At 51.5% G+C, this 20205-nt stretch carries 20 protein-coding genes; 11 read left to right on the top strand and 9 right to left on the bottom strand.

From position 1 onward, the window contains the following. The first annotated feature begins 143 nt into the window (after positions 1-143). The gene (locus SE18_RS08250) at positions 144-1436 is read left to right on the top strand and encodes an NAD(P)/FAD-dependent oxidoreductase (protein WP_054533961.1); all 1293 of its coding nucleotides are present in this window, start codon (positions 144-146) and stop codon (positions 1434-1436) included. A gap of 238 nt (positions 1437-1674) precedes the next feature. Here SE18_RS08250 and SE18_RS08255 read toward each other — a convergent pair whose 3' ends face one another. Both SE18_RS08255 and SE18_RS08260 read right to left on the bottom strand, forming a co-directional pair. After that, on the bottom strand, positions 1675-2001 hold the full coding sequence (locus SE18_RS08255; RefSeq protein ID WP_054533962.1) for an MFS transporter: 327 nt from the start codon (positions 1999-2001) through the stop codon (positions 1675-1677). 121 nt (positions 2002-2122) lie between these two features. Then, positions 2123-2575 carry a hypothetical protein gene (locus tag SE18_RS08260; RefSeq protein WP_054533963.1) on the bottom strand — a complete coding sequence of 151 codons (453 nt, stop codon included), beginning with the start codon at positions 2573-2575 and terminating at the stop codon, positions 2123-2125. Between the two features lie 284 nt (positions 2576-2859). Here SE18_RS08260 and SE18_RS08265 point away from each other — a divergent pair, with 284 nt between their 5' ends. The 3 genes from SE18_RS08265 (at position 2860) to SE18_RS08275 (ending at position 5359) form a co-directional block, all read left to right on the top strand. After that, positions 2860-3669: a hypothetical protein gene (locus tag SE18_RS08265; protein ID WP_054533964.1), complete on the top strand. Its 810-nt coding sequence runs from the start codon at positions 2860-2862 to the stop codon at positions 3667-3669. 393 nt (positions 3670-4062) lie between these two features. After that, complete coding sequence (locus SE18_RS08270; RefSeq protein WP_054533965.1) at positions 4063-4629, top strand: RNA polymerase sigma factor; 567 nt, start codon at positions 4063-4065, stop codon at positions 4627-4629. Continuing rightward, a complete protein-coding gene (locus tag SE18_RS08275; protein WP_054533966.1) occupies positions 4619-5359 on the top strand; it encodes a hypothetical protein in 741 nt (246 codons plus the stop codon). The genes SE18_RS08270 and SE18_RS08275 overlap by 11 nt, the downstream gene beginning before the upstream one ends. Before the next feature lie 122 nt (positions 5360-5481). On the opposite strand, the gene SE18_RS08280 is transcribed toward SE18_RS08275, so the two are convergent. The 4 genes from SE18_RS08280 to SE18_RS08295 form a co-directional block, all read right to left on the bottom strand. Further along, positions 5482-6150 (bottom strand): Type 1 glutamine amidotransferase-like domain-containing protein, encoded by a 669-nt coding sequence (locus SE18_RS08280; RefSeq protein ID WP_054533967.1) that lies wholly within the window; start codon positions 6148-6150, stop codon positions 5482-5484. Positions 6151-6395: 245 nt separating this feature from the next. Then, positions 6396-7223 carry a hypothetical protein gene (locus SE18_RS08285; protein WP_054533968.1) on the bottom strand — a complete coding sequence of 276 codons (828 nt, stop codon included), beginning with the start codon at positions 7221-7223 and terminating at the stop codon, positions 6396-6398. Between the two features lie 32 nt (positions 7224-7255). Then, positions 7256-8329 carry an anti-sigma factor family protein gene (locus SE18_RS08290; protein WP_054533969.1) on the bottom strand — a complete coding sequence of 358 codons (1074 nt, stop codon included), beginning with the start codon at positions 8327-8329 and terminating at the stop codon, positions 7256-7258. Continuing rightward, on the bottom strand, positions 8326-8838 hold the full coding sequence (locus SE18_RS08295) for an RNA polymerase sigma factor (protein ID WP_054533970.1): 513 nt from the start codon (positions 8836-8838) through the stop codon (positions 8326-8328). Before SE18_RS08295 ends, SE18_RS08290 begins: the two co-directional genes overlap by 4 nt. Positions 8839-9062: 224 nt before the next feature. On the opposite strand from SE18_RS08295, the gene SE18_RS08300 reads away from it, so the two are divergent. Further along, positions 9063-9473, top strand: a complete 411-nt coding sequence (locus SE18_RS08300; protein ID WP_054533971.1) for a hypothetical protein — start codon at positions 9063-9065, stop codon at positions 9471-9473. Positions 9474-9536: 63 nt separating this feature from the next. Here the strand turns inward: SE18_RS08300 and SE18_RS08305 are convergent, their stop codons facing one another. Next, positions 9537-10016, bottom strand: a complete 480-nt coding sequence (locus SE18_RS08305) for a PRC-barrel domain-containing protein (RefSeq protein ID WP_054533972.1) — start codon at positions 10014-10016, stop codon at positions 9537-9539. A 231-nt stretch (positions 10017-10247) separates the two neighbouring features. Here SE18_RS08305 and SE18_RS08310 point away from each other — a divergent pair, with 231 nt between their 5' ends. The 3 genes from SE18_RS08310 (at position 10248) to SE18_RS08320 (ending at position 12931) form a co-directional block, all read left to right on the top strand. Next, entirely contained in the window at positions 10248-11408 is a 1161-nt protein-coding gene (locus SE18_RS08310) for a metallophosphoesterase (RefSeq protein WP_054533973.1), read from the top strand. A gap of 151 nt (positions 11409-11559) precedes the next feature. Beyond that, positions 11560-12240 (top strand): hypothetical protein, encoded by a 681-nt coding sequence (locus SE18_RS08315; protein ID WP_054533974.1) that lies wholly within the window; start codon positions 11560-11562, stop codon positions 12238-12240. A gap of 1 nt (position 12241) precedes the next feature. Continuing rightward, entirely contained in the window at positions 12242-12931 is a 690-nt protein-coding gene (locus tag SE18_RS08320; RefSeq protein WP_054533975.1) for a DUF4166 domain-containing protein, read from the top strand. Between the two features lie 6 nt (positions 12932-12937). Here SE18_RS08320 and SE18_RS08325 read toward each other — a convergent pair whose 3' ends face one another. Continuing rightward, positions 12938-14182, bottom strand: a complete 1245-nt coding sequence (locus tag SE18_RS08325; RefSeq protein ID WP_054533976.1) for a hypothetical protein — start codon at positions 14180-14182, stop codon at positions 12938-12940. 243 nt (positions 14183-14425) lie between these two features. Continuing rightward, positions 14426-15634, bottom strand: a complete 1209-nt coding sequence (locus tag SE18_RS08330) for a PQQ-dependent sugar dehydrogenase (protein WP_054533977.1) — start codon at positions 15632-15634, stop codon at positions 14426-14428. Positions 15635-15800: 166 nt separating this feature from the next. Between SE18_RS08330 and SE18_RS08335 the strand changes: the two genes are divergently transcribed. From SE18_RS08335 to SE18_RS08345, 3 genes are all read left to right on the top strand, one after another. Then, positions 15801-17456 (top strand): M20/M25/M40 family metallo-hydrolase, encoded by a 1656-nt coding sequence (locus tag SE18_RS08335; protein ID WP_054533978.1) that lies wholly within the window; start codon positions 15801-15803, stop codon positions 17454-17456. A 203-nt stretch (positions 17457-17659) separates the two neighbouring features. Further along, on the top strand, positions 17660-17896 hold the full coding sequence (locus SE18_RS08340) for a hypothetical protein (RefSeq protein ID WP_054533979.1): 237 nt from the start codon (positions 17660-17662) through the stop codon (positions 17894-17896). A gap of 70 nt (positions 17897-17966) precedes the next feature. Further along, positions 17967-20204 carry an ATP-binding protein gene (locus SE18_RS08345; RefSeq protein WP_054533980.1) on the top strand — a complete coding sequence of 746 codons (2238 nt, stop codon included), beginning with the start codon at positions 17967-17969 and terminating at the stop codon, positions 20202-20204. Position 20205: the final 1 nt, after the last annotated feature.

Here is a 20205-nt window from a genome sequence, read left to right on the forward strand (position 1 = left end):
CCTTGGCGTAAAAAATGCCTTGTTCAAAGCGCACTAGCCGATATTGCTCTCAAATTATGTGAAAAATCGTACAAATTACCTATTGTTATTTACTTCACAAAGGTGTAGAATCGATAACGTGCGGTAACAACAGGAGGCCCAAAATGCAAAAAGTTATTATTATTGGGGCTGGGTTTGCTGGCCTGCGAGCAGCCAAAACCTTAGCTGGCAAAAACCTCGATGTATTATTAATCGATCAACAAAATTATCATTGTTTTCAACCGCTGCTCTATCAAGTGGCAACTGCTGGCTTGGAGCCAGAGCAAATTGCCTACCCCGTGCGCGGCATTATGCACAATTGGCCGGGGGTGCGCTTTTTGATGGCTCGCGTCGAGCACATTGACCGCAGTGCCAAACAGGTGCAAACCACAATGGGCAGCTTTAGCTATGATTATTTAATTGTCGCTGCTGGTGGCCAAACCAACTATTTTGGCAATCGCGAGCTTGAGCAATATAGCTTTGGCCTGAAAACCTTAAACGATGCAGAGCAGTTGCGCAACCATTTATTAAGCACCTTCGAACGCGCTGCCTACGAATCCGACCCCAAGGTGCGCCAAGCTTTACACACCTTTGTGGTGGTTGGCGGCGGCCCAACCGGAGTCGAATTGGCTGGCGCGATTCGCGAATTGGTTAAGCATGTCTTGGTGCGCGATTTTCCCCAGCTCGAAAATCGCCAAGTCCAAGTGATTTTGCTTGAAGCCACCGATAAAGTGCTGGGCATGTTTCCAAAACGTTTGCAACAAAAAACCTTGCGCCGTTTAGAGCAAATGGGTGTTGATGTGCGCTTAAATACGGCGGTTGAGGGCGCTAGTGCCGATCAGGTGCAACTTAAAGGTGGCGAGGTGATTCCCACCCACACCCTGATTTGGGCGGCTGGGGTGCAAGGCGTTAGCTTGGCTCAAAGCCTTGAATTGGCCCTCGTGCGCGGCAATCGGGTGCAAGTGCAGCCCGACCTGAGCCTCGCCGATGATCCGGTGGTCTACATCGTTGGCGATTTGGCCTATATCGAACAGGCAGGCAAAGCATTGCCGCAAGTTGCTCCAGTTGCGATTCAACAAGCGGTGACGGCAGCGAAAAATATTCTGCAACACAGCACAGGTCAAGCAACCAGCAACTTTGTCTATCGTGATCGTGGCTCAATGGCTACAATTGGGCGCAATGCAGCGGTGGCCTATATTTTTGGGCTTCAGTTCTGGGGCTTTCCTGCTTGGGTCGTCTGGCTGTTCATTCACCTGATGAGCTTGGTTGGCTTTCGCAATCGCGTGGTCGTCTTAATCAACTGGGCCTACAATTACTTCTTTTATGATCAAGCAATTCGCTTGATTACTGCCAATCGCAAGCCTGGCGATGTTGATCTAGCCCCAGCGCTTGAGCATATTCAAGCCACAACCAAATAAATAACCTACTAGCGCCAACAAGCTCAGTTGGCGCTGGTTTTTAATCTTTCCAATAGATATTCAATAATCGAACAATGTTCAGTATGAGAAGTCAGTCAAAGCGCGGGATTAAATGGGTTGAATCGCGAGCTTGGCTGCTATTACAAGCTAAATTATGGAATTTATCGATGCACAATCAAAAATCGAACGTTGTTCTTAAATGCCATACCTTGGTATTTTACTTTCAGCTGCGGTATGCTTAGCGAAGCTGCATCCAATAGAGCCAAAGCAACCCAATTGGCATCAGCCAGGAGAGCCGTTCGCGTAGCTTCAAACTCCGCCGTTTGGCGAATGAATAGCTGGCTAAGCAAATCGCTAAACCTAACTCAACATATTTTAGATAATGCCACTGTTGATAGAACCTCAGTTCTGCCCCAGTAAGCGCTTTTGTATTGATCCCATACCAGCGTTGATCTTCGATTAATACCCAGATGATGATGCTGAGAATTACCACCACGGGCGCTAGCACATCAAGGAGGTAGAGCGGCCAGTTTGGTTTTTCAATATTCTGTGGTACGTTGTACATAGCATTTCCTTACCCATCAATTTAATGACTCATGTGCTGGATAGCCAGCTGAGTATACTAAATGTGCAGGTTGAACCCTGATCATTAGCAGCGCCATTTGCGGCTTCGAGCTTTGGACCAATTATTGGCTGGCTGGAATATGGGTGGCAAACCAATACGGCGCCAGGCATGAGCTATTCGGCTGCTGCACATGGGCAAGATAATCAGCACCCACGCTGCCGCCGCCCAGCGTTACTGGCTTACCAAGCTGGATTTGAACCTTCGTTTGCAGATCGCTGATATTGCTGCCATCAAAGATTATGGTTGCTTTCCAAATTACGGCATAGCCTTGGGGATCATGCGCCGAAACCAAGCGTAAACAACCATCCTGAATATTCAGCACGCCTCTGCTCAGCGCTGCTGGCTCTGGCCATTGCAGGTTTGGCTGAAGTTGTAGAAATAGCGCTGCTGGAATTGCGGTTACGCGCGACGGTGCTGTCGGAAGGACTTGCTCGTGAGTTTGGCAAGCGCTCAGGCTCAGAAGCAAGCAAATAATGGTCAGCAAGCTCAACCAATGTAGATATTTATTTGACATAATTGATGATTTTAACCATTAAATAGCCAATTCTTCAGCATTCTATCATTTCCCTTCGTGCGTGAGATTCGTATACTTTTGACCGATCCTCCTGTTGCTTCGTCTCGAGGTTGTATAGCCTATCACGTTCCACCAGCTATTCCACGCAGATCGCACTTCGGATCATGGATTGGAATCCTCAGGCTTGCACGGGCAACCAGTATCCTGATTGATCTCATTATTTCAGCAAATTTGCCGCCCGTCTACTGTAGAAGCCTATGCCATTTAGTTTGCGAGGATATGCTATGTCGTATCAGGTTCCACCAGCGCATGGTGTCGCTGCCAATGGTCGTCGTTCGGGCTGTCTCTGTATGCTTGGGGTTATAAGCTGTCTCTTTGGGTCATTCTTTGCTGGAGCGCGATTTATCGATGCCCGAGGGTTTCAAGGAACGGTAGTTGGTGTTGATCATACAGGCCTATTAACGGGACTTCTCAGTCTGATGTTGTTAATCTTATCTATTCCTTTTTTTGCGTTGAATGAAGATCCTCTGCGCTGGTTGATCGGAAGCGGTGCGCTGATTCTTGGAGCATTATTTCTTCCGGCAGCCATCCGATGGACGCTTTGGCCCGTGCTATGGATTCCTGTGCTGGGCAGTTTCCTCATCCTGATTGCTGTCTGCTGTACGATCCGGCCTGCTCCCTCGTGGTGGCGTCCATCGCAGCAGCATGTTTCGTTTATTGCGCAGGGTTTTGGCCGCCGCCTCTATGGCGGACTCAGTGGGCTGGGGGCAGTGATAACGCTCGCTGTCTCGGCCACCCTCTGGAAGCGGTATGCAGATGGGGGAGCGTGGATTGGGATTGAGCACAATGGACTGGTGACGGGCGGCCTTAGTCTCTGTATTCTTCTTGTAAGTTGTAGCAGTTTTTTCATCAGGGATGAACGTGTTATTCGGCGGGTTATCGGCAGTAGCGCCATAGTGTTAGCATGCCTCTTTCTGCCGAATTTTATTACCATGCTGTCAAATTTATGGAGCGATCCATCGTTTATCTATGCCATGGTTGGCTGTGGCGTGATGCTGCTTGGGGCAGCTAGTGATGTTGTTTTCCAACGATAGTGCTATTTCTTCGTTGATGCGCACACGACTGCACCGTTATGGCCACCAGCGTATCGCCACAGCGCCGATAAACGCCTGAGCACCAAGACTTGTTGGTGCTTAGAGAACCCAAGCGATGCAGCCAAATACAACCATTTGCTTTTGCCAAGCGCTTCTTTTAGCCTAGCGCACGCTAGCAGTATACAATATTATGCAGCGATCCTGGGTGATGTTTAATCTGGTGATTATGAGTCAGCACGAGCCGCAGATTTCCCCCACTCTGCCTCGCATCCGTGGGCGAATCCTAGCACAATCCTCCAGCGTGCTGGGATTCCTTGCTCAGCGATGTAAGATTTTTGTTGGTGCTGCGTTTCCTTTTATAGAACCTATCGATACATCCGAGAAGGAGCGCCGATGGATCTTATAACGCGAGTCCGTGATGTGTTTGGCGTGGCTCATCCGCTGGCAGACCAAGCCAGTTTTGCGCTGTTTTATCAGCAAACCCATGCCGTGGTTTTTCGCTATGTGTATATGCTGCATGGCTCACCAAAAAGCGATGTTGAAGATTACACCGCCGAGGCGTTTGCGCGGGCATGGAAGCAGCGTCATCGTTTCAGCGGCAACGATGAGGCAGCGCTTGGCTGGATTATTACGATTGCGCGGCGAATTGTGATCGATCAACATCGCCGGGTTTCAAGTGCAGTAACGCAGCAACGAGACCAGGCCGATCTGCCGCCTACGCCTGAACAACAAGCCCTGTTGCGTGAGCGGCAGCAGTTGGCACTCGAACTGCTGAATCATGTTTCATTGACCCAACGCGATCATCTGATTATGCGCTACTTTCTAGGCTGGCGCGTGCAGACAATCGCCCAACATCTTGGTTGTTCCGAGAGTTCAGTGTCGGTCAGTATCCATCGAGCCTTGAAACTTCTGCAAAACCGCTATCCAACTTTAGCAGAGGATCTGTTCCATGACGCATAATCAATTAAACGACCAGATTCACCCAGCAGCAGAGCAAGCAATTAGCGCCCTGTTGCGCGACTTTGGCGAGCATCCCAGCAAGGAATTTCATGCTCGTCACGCTGAGGCACCATGGATGCAAGCGAGCGTGACTAAACAACGCCGCCCTTTTGGCTGGCACGGTATGTTGATGGCGAGCCTTACGTTGTTGCTCATAAGCCTGTGGTTTGCCGCTCCAAGCGGTTTTGTCGCAGCACTGAGCGAGTTCTTTGGCTTGTATCGTGCCCCATCGGATACTGTCGAATCAGTCAGCGGGCCAATAATTTTCCCCGATAGTGTTGCAACCGTTGCCGAAGCTGAGGCCCTTGTTGGCTTTGATATTTTGACCCCCGCCCAACTTCCGCCAGAAATCCATTCGATCGAAATCAATGTCGATGGCGAACAACCAGATATGTTTGCCCACATCCATTATCTCGATGCAGGTAACAATGCACGAGTCTCCTTAACCGCCAAACAAGGGCCGCTCTATCTTCAGATTGGTGCGACCGCTGAGGTTGAAATTGTTCAAGTGGGCAATGCCAGTGCTGAATATTTCCAAGGCGGCTTTATTAATAATGGGACGGTTGCCGTATGGAATTCGAACTATCCCAATAAAACGCTGCGCTGGCAGGTTGGCGACATCTCGTATATGCTTTCTTCGGTCAACCTCTCCAAGCAAGAATTGATTAATTTCGCGCTAAGTTTGCAATAACGATCCGCTAGCCCTCACTTCTTCATTGGTTAGGAAGTGAGGGCTAGGGCTAGTTGTTTAAATATTAATTTTTGCAAAATAGTATGCTAAACAGAACAATATTAACAATAAACGTACACTCCCTAGCCAAACTGCTGCCACTGACCTTCAGAAACGACCTCAACCGCCGAGCCAACGACTTTGATTGCAGTTTGATCGTCGATTGCATAGCTTGGCCCGTTGAGGCTGGCGGCCCATGTTTTTGCATTGGCCAAGGTATTGTGCGGCAAGGCTGGGTGCTCAAGGTGCGGAAAGATACTAAAATCCACTAAGCCCAAGGTTTTGTCGTCACCCCCATGCGGTGGCGTCCAATTGACAAAAAATTGACCAATCGCCGGAGTAAGCACCATGCTGCCAGCGCTAAGCCCAACATACAACGTTTCGCTCAAACTTGGTAATAGCTCAGCCAAGCCCGATTGCTGCATCCAATAATGTAAATACAGCGGATCGCCGCCGCCGACCAAAAGCACATCGCAGGCTTGAACCTGCGGCAACCAATGCGCCCGATCAAGGCTGGGCAAGGCCGTCAGTTCTAAAATTCCCAAGGATTTCCAGCCCAATTCGCACATCGGCGTTTGCGGCTCGTTGCCGCTGCTGAAATTCCAGGCTTGGCCAAAGCCGCCAGGATTGGCATAGCTTGCAGTTGGAATACACAGCGCGTTTGATTCAGCGATTGGGTTGTTTAACAAACTAACAAGCGCCGCATGAATACTGGGGTTGGTCATGCCTGCCGAAGTAAGCAGATACTTCATCATCAATACTCCAAATAAGCTCATCCGTTCTATTGTAGCCTTGTTGTCAAGCGTAAGTTATACACTTAGAACTAAGATTGATAAGGATATAAACTGCTGGGTGCTGCTGAAATAGCTGAGGGACTATGCCAAAGGTCAGCTGAACTATATTTCAGATTGACATAATTTGATTACTTTAAACAAAACGCCGCGTACTTGATTAAACCAACTACGCGGCGCTAGAGCATCCAATCGACGCTTCAATCTTATTCAACAACCAAGGTCAATTCCGAGCCGCCAACAGTTGATACTTGGTAGATGCCAGCATTGATTGTGGTTGGCACGACGAATGTGGTTTGGCAGCGATTGGCATAGCAGCCAAGTTGGGCCACAACCGCGCCATCGAGCATTAAGTCGAACGAACGCGCCGATTCGTTGTACAGTCCACCACTACAGTGAATATAGCCACCATTGCCAACGACCTCCACCGAGCCACCAGGCGCAACGCTGCTTGGATTCAAGCTAGCTAAACTGGGCGGAATCAGGGTTGCAGTTTCGTTGGCAGGGCAACCACTAAGGCCACCGACTGGTGGCATAAAGGCCGCACTTGTTGCTAGCCCGTTGAACACTGTTGGTAAGAAGGTTGGCCGTTCTGCTTGCACATCAATCCGTAGCTGCGAGCCACCAACAGTCGAGACTTGGTAGTTGCCGGGATTGATCGTGGTTGGCACGACGAATGTGGTTTGGCAGCGATTGGCATAGCAACCAAGTTGCGCGACAACCGCACCATCGAGGGTTAGGTCAAACGAACGCGCCGATTCGTTATACAGCCCACCACTACACTGAATATAACCGCCATAGCCAGTGACTTGGACTGTTTCGCCTGGCAGCGGATTGCTTGGTGAGAGGGTGAGCAAGGTTGGCTCAATCAGTTCTTCGGTTTCGCCTGGCGGGCAATTGAGCGGAGCGAATGGGCTAGCTTGGTTGGTAGCTTGGGCCACTGGCATGCGCATAAACGCGCCACCAAAGGCAATAATGACCATCATGAGCCAGACGCGAAGCAATGGACGCTTGATCAAATGGGTGCTGTGCATTGGGCTTCCTCCGAATAACAATAACAATAAAATTATGGGGTTGCGGTTGGTAACGACGGCGTGCTGGTTGGCGGTGGCGTTGGTGGCAAGCTGTCAGTTGGGGTTGGCGCAACACTAGTCGGTGTTGGGGTTAAAGTCGCTGGCGGCCCTACGGTGCCAATCGCAGTCAGCGGCGGCAACGACGGTTCTGTCGGTGTTGGCGAGCCTGCAATCACGGTTTCGCTCGGGCTTTGGGTTGGAACCGTGGTTGCGATCGGCGGCATGGTTGGAAACCCTTGGGTTGCGCTTGCCGTCGGCTGCGAGCCAGTTGTTGGCACAGGGCTGCTTGGTGGCACGCTGGTTGGGCCTGTTTCCTTGGTTGGAGCAGGTGCCTCGGTTGGCTCGGTGCTCACTTCGGGCATGGGCGTAGCTGATGGTAGCTGATTGGTCGCTTGCGGCGAAGGCACTGGCTCATTGGTTGGCAATGGAATGGTGGTGGCCAATGGCGGTGAGGCCACCGGAATCGTCGGTGGATTGGTTGGCACGCTGGTTGGTTGCACCTGAATGCTGGTTGGCACGACCTGAATTGGGCTTGGCAATGGCTTGGCGACCATGGTTGGTTGGCTCGATGGATCTGGAGTAACCGCTGGTTGGCTGGTTGCACTTGTTGCAACTGGTTGATTGGTCGTACTCGGCTGCACGACGCTCAAGGTCGGTGTGGCTTGCACGACTGCAACAGCGGGCGATGCACTTGCCAGCAGTGTTTGCAGCTGCGCAAGCGTTGAAGGCTGCTTGATTGGCATTCGATTGAGGGCTTCAATGCCGAACCATGCCAAAAGCATGGCAATTACCACCAGTTGGAGCAAGCGTGCTGAGCGACGTTGCCAAAAGCGGGTTGGCTGGGTTTGGCCCAGAATCTGGGCATGAATTGCGGCAACGGTTGCGATTGGCGGGCGGGCATCGCTCTGCACCAGCAGCGCAAACGATTGCTCGGTTTGGGCCTCTAGTTCCGCCAAGAGCGCATTGCATTGCTGACAAGTTGCGAGGTGCTGCTCAAAAGCGGCGGCATCTGCAGGAGCCACATCCGCAGCCTGAGCCAATATGGTTTTAATCTCAGCACAATTCACAATTCACTCTCCCCGGTATACAAGTCGCGGAAGCGATGACGGGCACGATGCAGGCGCACCCGTACGGTCGAGACGTTTTCGCTGAGCAACTCGGCGATTTCGCTGGGGCTAAGGCCAACGCAATGCACCATCACTAAGAGTTCTGCTTCACGCTGGTTGAGCCGAACCAAGCAATCGCGCACATCTTGAGCGGTTGCAATCGCGTGTTCATGCGAAGGTGTGCTGGTTTGAAATGGCAGCCAGCTCCAGCGGCGTTTACGTCGCAGCATATCAATCACCAGATTGCCCGCAATGCGGCAGAGCCACGCATAGGGGTTATTTGGCAAGGCTTGGGTGCGGAGGGCAACAAGCGCCTTGGTAAAGGTTTCTTGCAGCAAATCAGCCGCCTGTTCCTCATCGCCGATCAAGCGCACGAGGTAGCGAAAGATCGCGAGGTTATATTGGTCAAACCACGCGGCCAAGCATTCTCGCACGGCAGCCTCGGCCAGAGGCACTGAGTCAACCACCATACACAATCCTTAAATCCAGATCAAACGAATTGCCTTTAAAGACGAATAAGCATGCCCTAGCATTTCACCAATCCAAACGAATTTCAAAAATTGCTCAAAATCTGTGGTTTTTCGGTGCTATGTCGTGCGCAAATGGCACATTTGAGGCGTAAGTAATTTTTGCTGCATACCCCAAGTATGCTACACTCGTTTTAGGTAATTAGCGGAGTAACGAGGCAACAGCAATGGGAATGAGACAGATTAAGGTTGATCGGAATATTGTATTTTATACCTTGATGATTCGGACATGGACGCTTTCAGACCCGCAACTCAATCGCTCACTCTATCTTGATGATCGCAAGAATCAAGCACTCTTTATTCACAACTATCTCCAACCACAATTTGCGCCTACCACGAATCCTGCGGAGGTTCGTACTCAATATCATATGAAGGAATCGCTACGTTATTGCCTTAATGTCTATGATGCAGCTATGGATGATGACTTTCTTGATGTTTGGCAACAGCTGATTGAATTTAGTCGCTATCCGACCGATCGCTATGGCTTTTTGTGCCATGCGTGGGAATTGCTTTTTCCTGATGAGCCGTGGCAGATGGATGCATTAATCATGAGTTGGTATGTTGAGGTTACCCAATAAACAAAACCTGCCATGTGCTACACAATGGCAGGTCAAATTAATCTGTGTCACAGAGGTATCAGTTTAGGCTTGCGGTGGCTGTTCAACAATAATCGCATCATTGCCAAACGAACGCACCTGCTCAACTGGTAGCAGGCTGCGACCACGCAAATCTTGAAAGAAGCCTTGTTTAATTTGGTAGCCAAGGATTGTGCCACGCTCATCGATCGATAAATCGGCCACGGTGCCAATTTGGGTTCCATCAACCGTGATGATCGTTGTGCCAGTGATTTGATGGGCTTGTTTAATGAGCGCTGCTAATTCAGGATCTTCTTTAATTGTTGTGTAGAGCGGATCGCCACTTACCAACACAACATCGCCAAGGCTAATGACCTGTTCCCAGCGAATGACCCGAGCGGTCGATAACCAGCCGCCAATATCGATCAGCAGGGCAACAACCCGCGTTGGTGGTTGATCAAGCACCACATCTTGCACCGTGGCGATGCGCTCTCCGGTTGCTTGGGCGATAACTGGTTTGCCAAACAAACTGTTGACCGTGTACATACCCAAAACTCCTTGTAGCTAGGTTGATTGTTCTGAAGTAACTCCAAAGCACATCTCATTCCAAGGATAAGATTGCATTGACAGCGCTGCTACACCTGCCTATCATTCTTGTAGCATGTTTGATCGCGTTCGATTGAATGCTGCTCAGCGCTGCGGCTGCTTAACCCGCTGGATTTTTCTGGCCTATTAACATCGCCATAGGCCTATGGCGATCAGTGAGAAAGTATTGGCATGACCTTCGTCTTCTTCGCGCTCGTCTTCGTGCTGTACGGCGGTATCAACCTGTATATTGGTCGGCGGACATGGCAATGGTTGCAGGCCATTGCTCCCCAGCGAATTCCGCGCTGGCTCTTTTGGCTCAGCTTTTGGCTCCTTGCTAGTACTCCATTTGTGAGCCGCTTTATTGCTGGCCGCGTGCCAACGAGCCTGATGGCCCTACTTACGCCGATTGGTGGCTATTGGATGAGCATTTTTGTCTATGCAGGAATGTTGCTCGGCCTTGTTGATCTGATTCGTTGGCTGTTGCGTTTGACTGGTAGCGCTCCCAAGGGCGTGGCTTATTCGCGGCGCACGCTGCTTGCCACGGGCGCAACAGTTATTGCACTGCTGGTGGGCTTAATTGGCTATGGAACATGGCGCGCACGCACTCCAGTCGTGGCCGAATATACGATTAGCGTACCCAAACAGGCAGGGCCAGCGCGTGAATTAAGCATCGTTGTGGTATCGGATACGCACCTTGGCTACAGCAATGGTGTTGGCCGCGTGCAAGCAATGGTGGCGATGGTCAATCAGCTTAAGCCCGATCTGGTGCTCATTGCTGGCGATATTATTGACGACGATTTGCAACCTTTTGTCGATCAAGCGATGGCTAACGAGCTGAGCAAGCTTGAGTCGCGGTTAGGCAACTATGCGATTATGGGCAATCACGATGTGCGCGCCGATGAGTTAGCACGCTTTCGGGCTGACCTAGCCCAGGCTGACATTCAGATGTTGGTTGATGAATGGGTCACGGTCGATAATAGCTTGCTGTTGGTTGGCCGCGATGACATTGGCGGGCCACGCACCACAAGCGATGTGATCGGTATGCCCTTGACTGAGATTCTGCAAGGCGCTGACCGCTCGTTACCTCTGCTGATTATGGATCATAACCCCAACCGCTTTGATGATTCGGTTGCAGTTGAAGCCGATCTTCAGGTGTCGGGGCATACCCATGCTGGGCAATTATTTCCCTTCACGTTGATTACGGGCCTGAGCTATGAGCAACAATGGGGTCAATTGAGCAAAGGCTCAAGCAATCTGGTGGTCTCATCGGGCTTTGGCACGTGGGGGCCGCCAATTCGGGTTGGCACGGTTCCCGAAGTTGTGCAGATTAAGCTGCGTTTTGAGCCATAGGCCAAGCGATAACCCGCATTTTATTTTCAAGAATGCCGATGATCGATCTGATCATCGGCATTCGTTTGTTAAAAACCATTGTAACGCGCGTGTAACATCGCTTCGCTATGCTAGCCCCATCAGAGGATGGTACTTATGCGGAGCTGTGCAGATGGCGATAGTTGTTAAAACCAAAATTCATGCTTCTTTCGCGGCGCTGTGGCAAGCAACCCAACAGCCGAATCTTCATCAGCGCTGGGATCTGCGCTTTTCGACAATTGAGTATTGCCAACGTGCTGATGACGCTCAACCCCAAGCCTTTCTCTATACCACCCACATTGGCTTTGGCCTCCAGATTACGGGTCGCGGCGAAACGAGCACCAAGCAGCTCGCCGATGGACGTATGATCTCCGCCTTGCGTTTTTGGTCGGAGCATCCACTGTCGCTGATTCGCTCTGGGGCAGGCTATTGGCTCTACACCCCAACGAGCGACGGGATTGATTTTTCGACCAGCTACGACTATCAGACGCGCTTTGGGCGGCTGGGGTGGCTGATCGATCGCCTGCTGTTTCGCCCGCTGATGGCGTGGGCAACGGCATGGAGCTTTGACCGCCTGCGCTTGTGGGTCGAGCAGCAGCTTGATCCAGCACTTGCCTTGCGCACATGGCTTAAGCAACGGATCGCGGTGCTTGCCATACTTGGCATGCTGTTTATTTGCTTCACATTAGTTGCTTGGCAACTTGGCTTGGTCAGCGCTGGGTTGCTTTTAGTTGGCATGCTCAGGTATCGCAAAGTTCGTTCAGCCCAGATTCCTTCGGCACAGCATTGTTTTTGGAGCTACAAGGAGCGCTAAGATGCAAACTCAATCGATTTATCAACAGGCCTTAGGTGCTGACTTCGACCGCCTGCATCCGCAAATTCAGCGCCGCTTTGGGCTAGCTAGCAGTAGCGAAATGGCGGCGATTGGTCAAGGCCAGATGAGCATGATTTGGAATGGTGGCCTGCCACTGCGGCCATTGTTGCACGCTGGGCAAGCGCGCCACATCATGTTTGCTGAATGGGGCACCCAGATTCCGTTTACGCTTGAAAATTATGCCTATCGCGATGCGGCGGGGCGTGAGACGGTTACATGGCTGCGCACATTTCAGGTCAATCCGCAGACCAAACGCCGCTTCGATGCCTACATGGTCTATAGCGATCAGCGGGCCTGTATTGTCGATTATCTTGGAACGCATCAGCATTTTGCTGTTGATTTAGCCATGTGGGTTGATGCACGCGGCGGCATGTGCTTGCGCTCAGGTGCCCAACGTTTCTATGAGGGATGGTTGGGCTTTAAGTTTCCGCGCATCCTTTCGGGCACTGCCGAGGTATGTGAATGGTACGACGACGCAACGGCACAATTTCGGATTAGCGTGGTAGTGACAAACCCACTGTGGGGGCCAGTCTTTGGTTATCAGGGGGCATTTACGGTCGAGTGGCGGCCAATGTGCGCCACAATGCTTCCGGCCAAGGCTTTTCCCCAGCGGCTTGAACGCCGAGCCTAACGTGGCTTAGCCAGCCGCAACCGCATATTCGCCCATAATATCGCCATAGTGGTTGGCATAGAGTTGCTGGTGGAAAGTGACCATGCGCGTGATGATGCCCACTGGAATGCTATACAGTGGCGTTTGGTTAAGTTGCTGGCTGGCAGCCTCGAAGTGGCGCAGAATGATTTGGTAGTGCTGGGCAATTGTTTGGGTGTTGCTAATTAATTGCTCAATTACGCTTGGGATCGGTTGCTCAGCAGTAAGCCCTGCAAACAGCAGATTAAACTCGCGGAAGGCAACATCTTTATGGAGGCGGAAGAAATGAGGCACGCGATCAGCGGCGCGCACAAACCATGCGAGCCAATCTTCATCGTCGTGGGCTGGAACGCTCTGGTGTAAATGGCGGTAGTGCTGGGCAATCGTTTGCGCATCGGCGCTGAGCAGCAACGGGCCACAATCGTTGAGACAACGCACCAAGCTATTGGCATCGTTAATCAACATTCGCAGCTTGGGATCGGTTGCAATCCGATTTTGGTCTGTGCGATCATCAAGATAGATCTGGCTCCACAAATTAACACAATATTCTAAGGTCGGAATGACCAGCATTGTTGCAGTTTGTAAGGCAAGCAATTCCTCAATGCTGCGTACACCAGGGCTGCACAACGTGTTCATGGCATAGTAGCGTGCGATTAAGCTTTGGCGAATACGTGCATTGGCGACTGGATGCAAAATTTGGCTCAGCACATCACGGCAAGCAACAATATTGGCCGAAAGCGCAACCCATGCTTCAAGATCGGCATCGGCACGGAAGGCCTGCACAATCGCCCGATAGCGCTCGGCAGCAAGATGCTGATCAAGCCATGGAACCGCAGCAACGATCTGTTGCAAGCGCGGGAGGGCAATTGGCGCTGTATCGGTCAGCACATCGATCAGCATGGTATTGAAGGTTGTAACCACCTCGCCATGAGCAGCGGCGCTTAATGCCAAGCCCATCGCCAAATTATCCGACACAACTTCATAGCGTTGGTAGAGCAACAACGAACTAAACTCAGCACACAGATGATCCCAGTGAGCAAGATCATTAGTTGCTGGTCCGTAGAGATAGGTAAAAAGCGAGCACATTTGGGTGAGGCTACTGAGGTGGAGAAATTCAGTTAAAAGCGGATTCGTAGGTTGCAAAACCCAGCGGCAAAAATCGGTGTACTGACTTGGCGGCAAACGCTGAAGGAAGGTACGATAGGAGACAAGACAGGTTTGCAACATCGTCATGGAAGGGTCCATGCAATCCTCACGATCGGCTAAAACGAATGGCTAAAATGGTGAATTGACTACCATGGCAGCGCTTGCATGACGCTAGTATAGCGGTTGTATGAGGCTCAATGCAACTTAAATTGACCAATTGTTAGGCAGCGTTTGACTCATTCTGTGTGGTTGATTTGTTAAGCAAGACAGGCATAGAGCGGTGTGCTCCATGCCTGTCTTGCTTGGCTAAAATCATTGATCTATAGCAACTTAGGGTGTGCCAGCCCACGAAATACGATAAATAACCCCGTTCATGTCGTCGCTGACAAACAGCGAGCCATATGGCGCGAGCGTAATGCCAGCAACCCGCCCAAATTGGGCATATTGGCCATTTTGCTCGAACAAAAAGCCAGTCAAGAAATCGTCAACTGCCACCGGCCAGCCATTTTGAAAGCGTACCCGCACGACTTTATAGCCACTTGGTGGGTTGCGATTCCACGAACCGCGCATCGCCACAAAGGCATCGCCATGGTACTCAGCAGGAAACTGGCTTTGATCATAAAAGGCCATGCCAATTGGGGCACTATGGGCAGTGTAGGTCAAAATCGGCGCTTGGGTTTTGGCGCAAAACTCAGCCTTGGATTGATCTTTTGGGGCATTGGGAATATAGGGATCAATTTGTTGGTTAGCAAAACACCATGGCCAGCCATAATTGGCGCCTTGCTGGAGTAAATTTAACTCTTCTGGAGGCTGATCGTTGCCGCGCCAATCTGAACCATGGTCGAAGCTCCAGAGATGTTGACTACCAGGATGCCAATCGAAGCCAATCGTATTGCGCAACCCACTAGCATAAATTTGGCGATTGCTGCCGTCGAGTTCGGCCACAAGAATCGTCGCACTTTCTGGATTTGGTTCGTCGCAGGCATTGCAGGTGCTGCCAATCGTAATATAGAGCTTGCCATCGGGGCCAACCGCTAGCGTTCGATTGGGATGTTGGCCTGCATCAGGCAGATCATCAATCAGCATGGTCCATTCGCCAAGCGAGCCATCATCGCGCAAGGCCGCTCGTTGGACGATTTTATCGGTGGCAACATATAACCAGCCTTCATGAATCGTCAGCCCATGGGCAAGGGGCAAGTTGCTTGCGACCGTCCAAATGCGATCTGCTTGGCCATTCTGGTCGGTATCTTCAAGCGCCAAAATATCGCCTTGTTCGCGGCGAGTCACGTAAAGAATCCCATTGGGCGCCATCGTCATCATACGGGCATTGCCAACATCTTTGGCCCAGACGTCAATCCAAAATCCAGCTGGCACGCGGAGTTGCTGCACCAGGGCTGGGTCAAAGGGCAGTTTGGTCGGTTCTACAATTTCGCCATTCGGGGGTGGGGGGGCATTTTCGGCAAAAACATGGCCTTGTATACTCAGCATTAGTGCGATACTCGCGATGCCAAGCAATCGTCCAACGCGACGGTGTGCCATTGCGCTTCCTCCTATGTGGTTATAACCGGATTCTCTTGCAGGCTTACTGGCACATTCCGTACCAACCACGCTGCGCAATAGCCAGCTTTGACAAAACGCGCTATGCTTGGCGCATACCCTGAACCCAAACGCTGTTGTTTGGGCGTTGACGCAAAGGAAGATCGCAATGGACGCATGGTCTGAGATTGTCCGCGAGCTGACGCTTAAGCTCGTAGGTTGGCCGAGTGTCACCAATACCCCAGGTGAATGCCAGTGGTCACAACAGTTGGCGGAATGGTTGGGCCAACAACCCTATTTTGCCGCTCATCCGAGCCAGTTGCGCCTAGCGCGCACCGTCGATGATGGCTATGAGCGCTCGAATCTGTATGCACTCGTGCGCGGCACAGGCCCAACTACGGTTGTTTTGGCAGGCCACTACGATGTGGTCAGTATCGAGAATTATGGCGATTTAGCTGAGTGGGCCACTGATCCCGAGGCGTTGCTGCCGCGCTTGATTGCAAGCTTGGAGCATGGTTCAAGCCGCACCGACCAGCTGGCGCTTGACGATTTGCGTTCAGGCGACTTTCTGCCTGGACGCGGTGCGTTGGATATGAAGAGCGGCTTGGCGGTTGGTCTAGCGGTGCTGCTACATTTTGCCGCCCATCCAGAGCGGCGGGGTAATCTGTTGTTTATTGCGACTCCCGACGAAGAGGAAGCCTCACATGGCGCACGCTCGGCAACCATTCACTTGCATCAGCTGGCCAAGGAATGGGGCCTTGAGCTGGCAGCAGCAATTAATCTTGATGCTACGAGCGATCAAGCTGCTGGGGAGCAAGGCCAAGCGATATTTTTGGGCACGGTTGGCAAGTTTTTGCCATTAATCTATTTGGTTGGGCGCGAAACTCATGCTGGCTATCCATTCGATGGCATTAATGTGAATCGCATGGCGGCAGCAGTCACCCAAGCCATTGAGTGTAATATTGATCTCTGCGATGAGGCCGAGGGCGAGCTTGCCCCTCCACCAATTAGCCTCAAACAAAGCGATCTCAAAGCGTTCTACGATGTGACAACCCCGAGCACTGCTTGGTGCTATTTTAATTATTTGACCCATGGCCGCCCAGCGAGCATGGTTCTCGATCAATTTATGGCTGTGACTCGTGAAGCCCTCGACGCAGTGCTCGCAACCCAGTTTGCGCAGGCCCAACGCTATGCAGCTTTGGTTGGCTCGGCAGCACCAGTGCGTTGGCGGGCGCAGGTGCTGAGCTATGCAGAGCTTATGTTGCGGGCGCAGCAGCATGGCGGTCCTTCATTTGCTAGCAATTTCGCCACGCTTACCACAGCGCTACTAGCCGATCACACTCTCGATGCCCCAAGCTTCAGCCGCCAATTGGTTGCCTATCTCTGGCGTTGTGCTGGCATGAGTGGCCCGGCTGCTGTAGTAGGCTTTGGCTCGCTGCATTATCCACACAGTTTAGTTACTGGGCGTAGCGAGCGCGAACATCGCCTGCGCGCGGCCTGCGAACGCCATGCCCAAGCACTGGCCGCCGAATATTCCACCACGATTAAGCTGCGGCCATTTTTCGCTGGAATTTCGGATATGAGCTTTTATGGCAGTGCAATGGAGCAGTCCGATCAAGCAATTGTTGCTGCCAACACGCCGCTGTGGGGTTCTCGCCTGAAATTCGATTACACGCTTGTGCGCACGCTCAATCTGCCGACCATCAATATTGGGCCTTGGGGCCGTGATTACCATCAGCGGCTGGAACGGGTTTATATGCCCTATTTGCTCAATACCCTGCCCGAGCTGATTTGGCGCGTCGCATGTGACGTTTTAGCTGATTGATTGGGGTGCACGCTCACAAACGACTCCTGCGAGGGTTGTTTGTGGGTTTAGGCCTGTTTTGACTAAAAGTAATGGGCTGGACAAAAACCTAATTTTACATAATAAATATTCATTAATTAACCTTAAATTAGTGATTGACGCAGCCCGATTTTCTTGCTATGGTCTGGCTAAAGCGCTTGATCGTTGCACAGAAAGGAATGCATATGCCAATGCTTGAAACCCTCATGCAGGCGGGGATGACAGTTCAGGAGGCGTATCGAGCAGTTCGCAACCAGATTACCCCCGCCATGATCGAAAATTTGCGTTGGATGCAGCAGCATCGGCCAGATCAATTGGCGCGCTATGCTGCCGAATGGGAGCGAGCTGGCTGCACGCCGCCTTGGGCCGATTTGCTCGATGGTTGGTCAAGCTCTGGAACAGATGCCAATGACAGCACCTAATCAACATGAGCGCTAGATCGCCAAACTAGTGCTAGGATTATGGGTAGGTTCTCTGCTGAAAGGATAGATCATGACCATAAGCGATCTCGACCAGTGTGCAACCGAACCCATTCATATTCCGGGCATGATTCAAGCTCATGGTTTGTTGCTGGTGCTCAGCGAACCGGATTTTAAGATTCTGCAAATTAGCGCCAATAGTCTGGATTTTACTGGCTATACGCCTGAACAACTGCTCAACCAATCATTAGAACTGCTGATTAGTAGCGACCAACTGGCGTATCTGCGTTCAGTTGTAGCCCACGAACAGCTTGATCAAAATCCGCTCTATCTTTGGACGGTTCCGTTGCAAGCCACGCAGAAGGTATGTGACGGGATTTTACATCGCCATCAGGATACACTTATTCTTGAATTCGAGCCTACGCTCACCAGCGCAACAGGCCCGCACGATGCTTACCGAATGGTACGGAGCATCGTTGCCCGTTTGCAACAAATTCCTGAGTTTCAGCCATTTTGCGCTGAAACCGTGCGCGCAGTGCGCCAACTGACTGGTTTTGATCGGGTGATGATCTATCAATTTGATGCTGATGGTCACGGGACGGTAATTGCCGAAGCCGTTGACCCCAGCCAAGAATCGTTTCTCGGCTTGCATTATCCTGCTTCGGATATTCCGCCCCAAGCGCGGGCCTTGTATCTACGCAATTGGCTGCGGCTCATTCCCGATGCGCGCTATATGCCAGTTGCGATTGTGGCCGTAGCAACGCCCGATCACCAGCCTCTAGATCTTAGTTATAGCGTTCTGCGCAGTGTCTCACCAGTGCATCGCGAGTATCTCGCCAATATGGGTGTGCGGGCCTCGATGTCGGTTTCATTGGTTTATGAAGGCCAGTTATGGGGCTTGATTGCCTGCCATCATGCCGAGCCGCATTATCTTTCGTGCACCCTGCGTTCTGCATGTGAGGTTTTGGGCCAGTCGGTATCGCTGGCGTTGACCAGCAAAGTTCATTATCACGATCATGCAGCCACCCAGCAGCTCGCGACGATTCAAACCAGCTTGTTGCAGCAGATGACGAGCGCCCAGCGCTGGATGGATGGCTTGGTTGCAGGTCAGCATACCCTACTCGATTTAATTGCTGCTGGTGGGGTTGCGATTCATACCAACGATGAGTTGGTTGTGCTTGGCCAAACGCCTAGCACGCATCATATTCGGACAATTATTAGTTGGATTCGGGCGCAGCCAGCGACGATTGATGATGGCTATCATACTGCGTCGTTGGCAACCAAGCATCCGCCATTTGCGGCCTTGGCTGCGCTTGCAAGTGGCGTGTTGGCATTGCCCTTGGTTGGCGAGACCGATCACTATCTGCTCTGGTTTCGCCCAGAAGAAATTCAAACGATTACCTGGGCTGGCGAACCAACCAAAGCAGTCACACTTGCCGACGATGGCATTCGGATTAGCCCACGCCAATCGTTTGCCCAATGGAAAGAGCAGCGAGCCTTGCATAGTGTTGCTTGGACAGATGCAGAACTGGCTGTTGCCAAAACAATCCGTGACACAATTCGAACGCTGCTGTTGCAACAAGCTACTGCGTTATCAACACTTAATCGCGCCTTGGAGCAAAGTAACGCCGAGCTTGATGCCTTTGCCTATAGCGCCTCACACGATTTAAAAGAACCGTTGCGCGGCATTCACACCTATGCTCATTTTCTGCTTGAAGATTATGCAGATAAAGTTGATGCTGCTGGCCAAGCTAAGCTCCAAACCATGTTGCGTTTGACCCAACGCATGGATGCCTTGCTCGATTCGCTGCTGCATCATTCCCGGCTTGGGCGGGTTGAATTGCAGTTTCAGCCAGTTAATTTGGCCAGTTTAATCCATGATGTCGCTGAAACCTTATTCATTCAGCCAGAAATGCTGGAAATTCGGATTCCTCGGCCATTGCCGATATTGTTTGCTGATCCGCTGCATCTGAGCGAGGTTGTGCAAAATCTGCTAAGCAATGCGCTGAAATATTCGCAAGCAGCCCATAAATGGGTTGAAATTAGCGCTACAGCGCTGCCCTTGGATGCAGATCAGCAGCCTTGGTATCGGATTGACGTCGAAGATAATGGGATTGGGATTGCTGAAGCGCACTATGAAACGATCTTTCGGCTGTTCAAACGCTTACATGGGCGCGATCAGTTCGGTGGCGGCACAGGCGTTGGCCTGACTATTGCAAAGAAGATCATCGAGCGCCATGGTGGTATAGTAGCGGTGCAATCAACGCTCGGGAAGGGAACCATCTTCACCTTTACCATTCGTGGGGCCTAGG

The sequence above is a fragment of the Herpetosiphon geysericola genome (assembly GCF_001306135.1).
Taxonomy (GTDB): Bacteria; Chloroflexota; Chloroflexia; order Chloroflexales; family Herpetosiphonaceae; genus Herpetosiphon; species Herpetosiphon geysericola.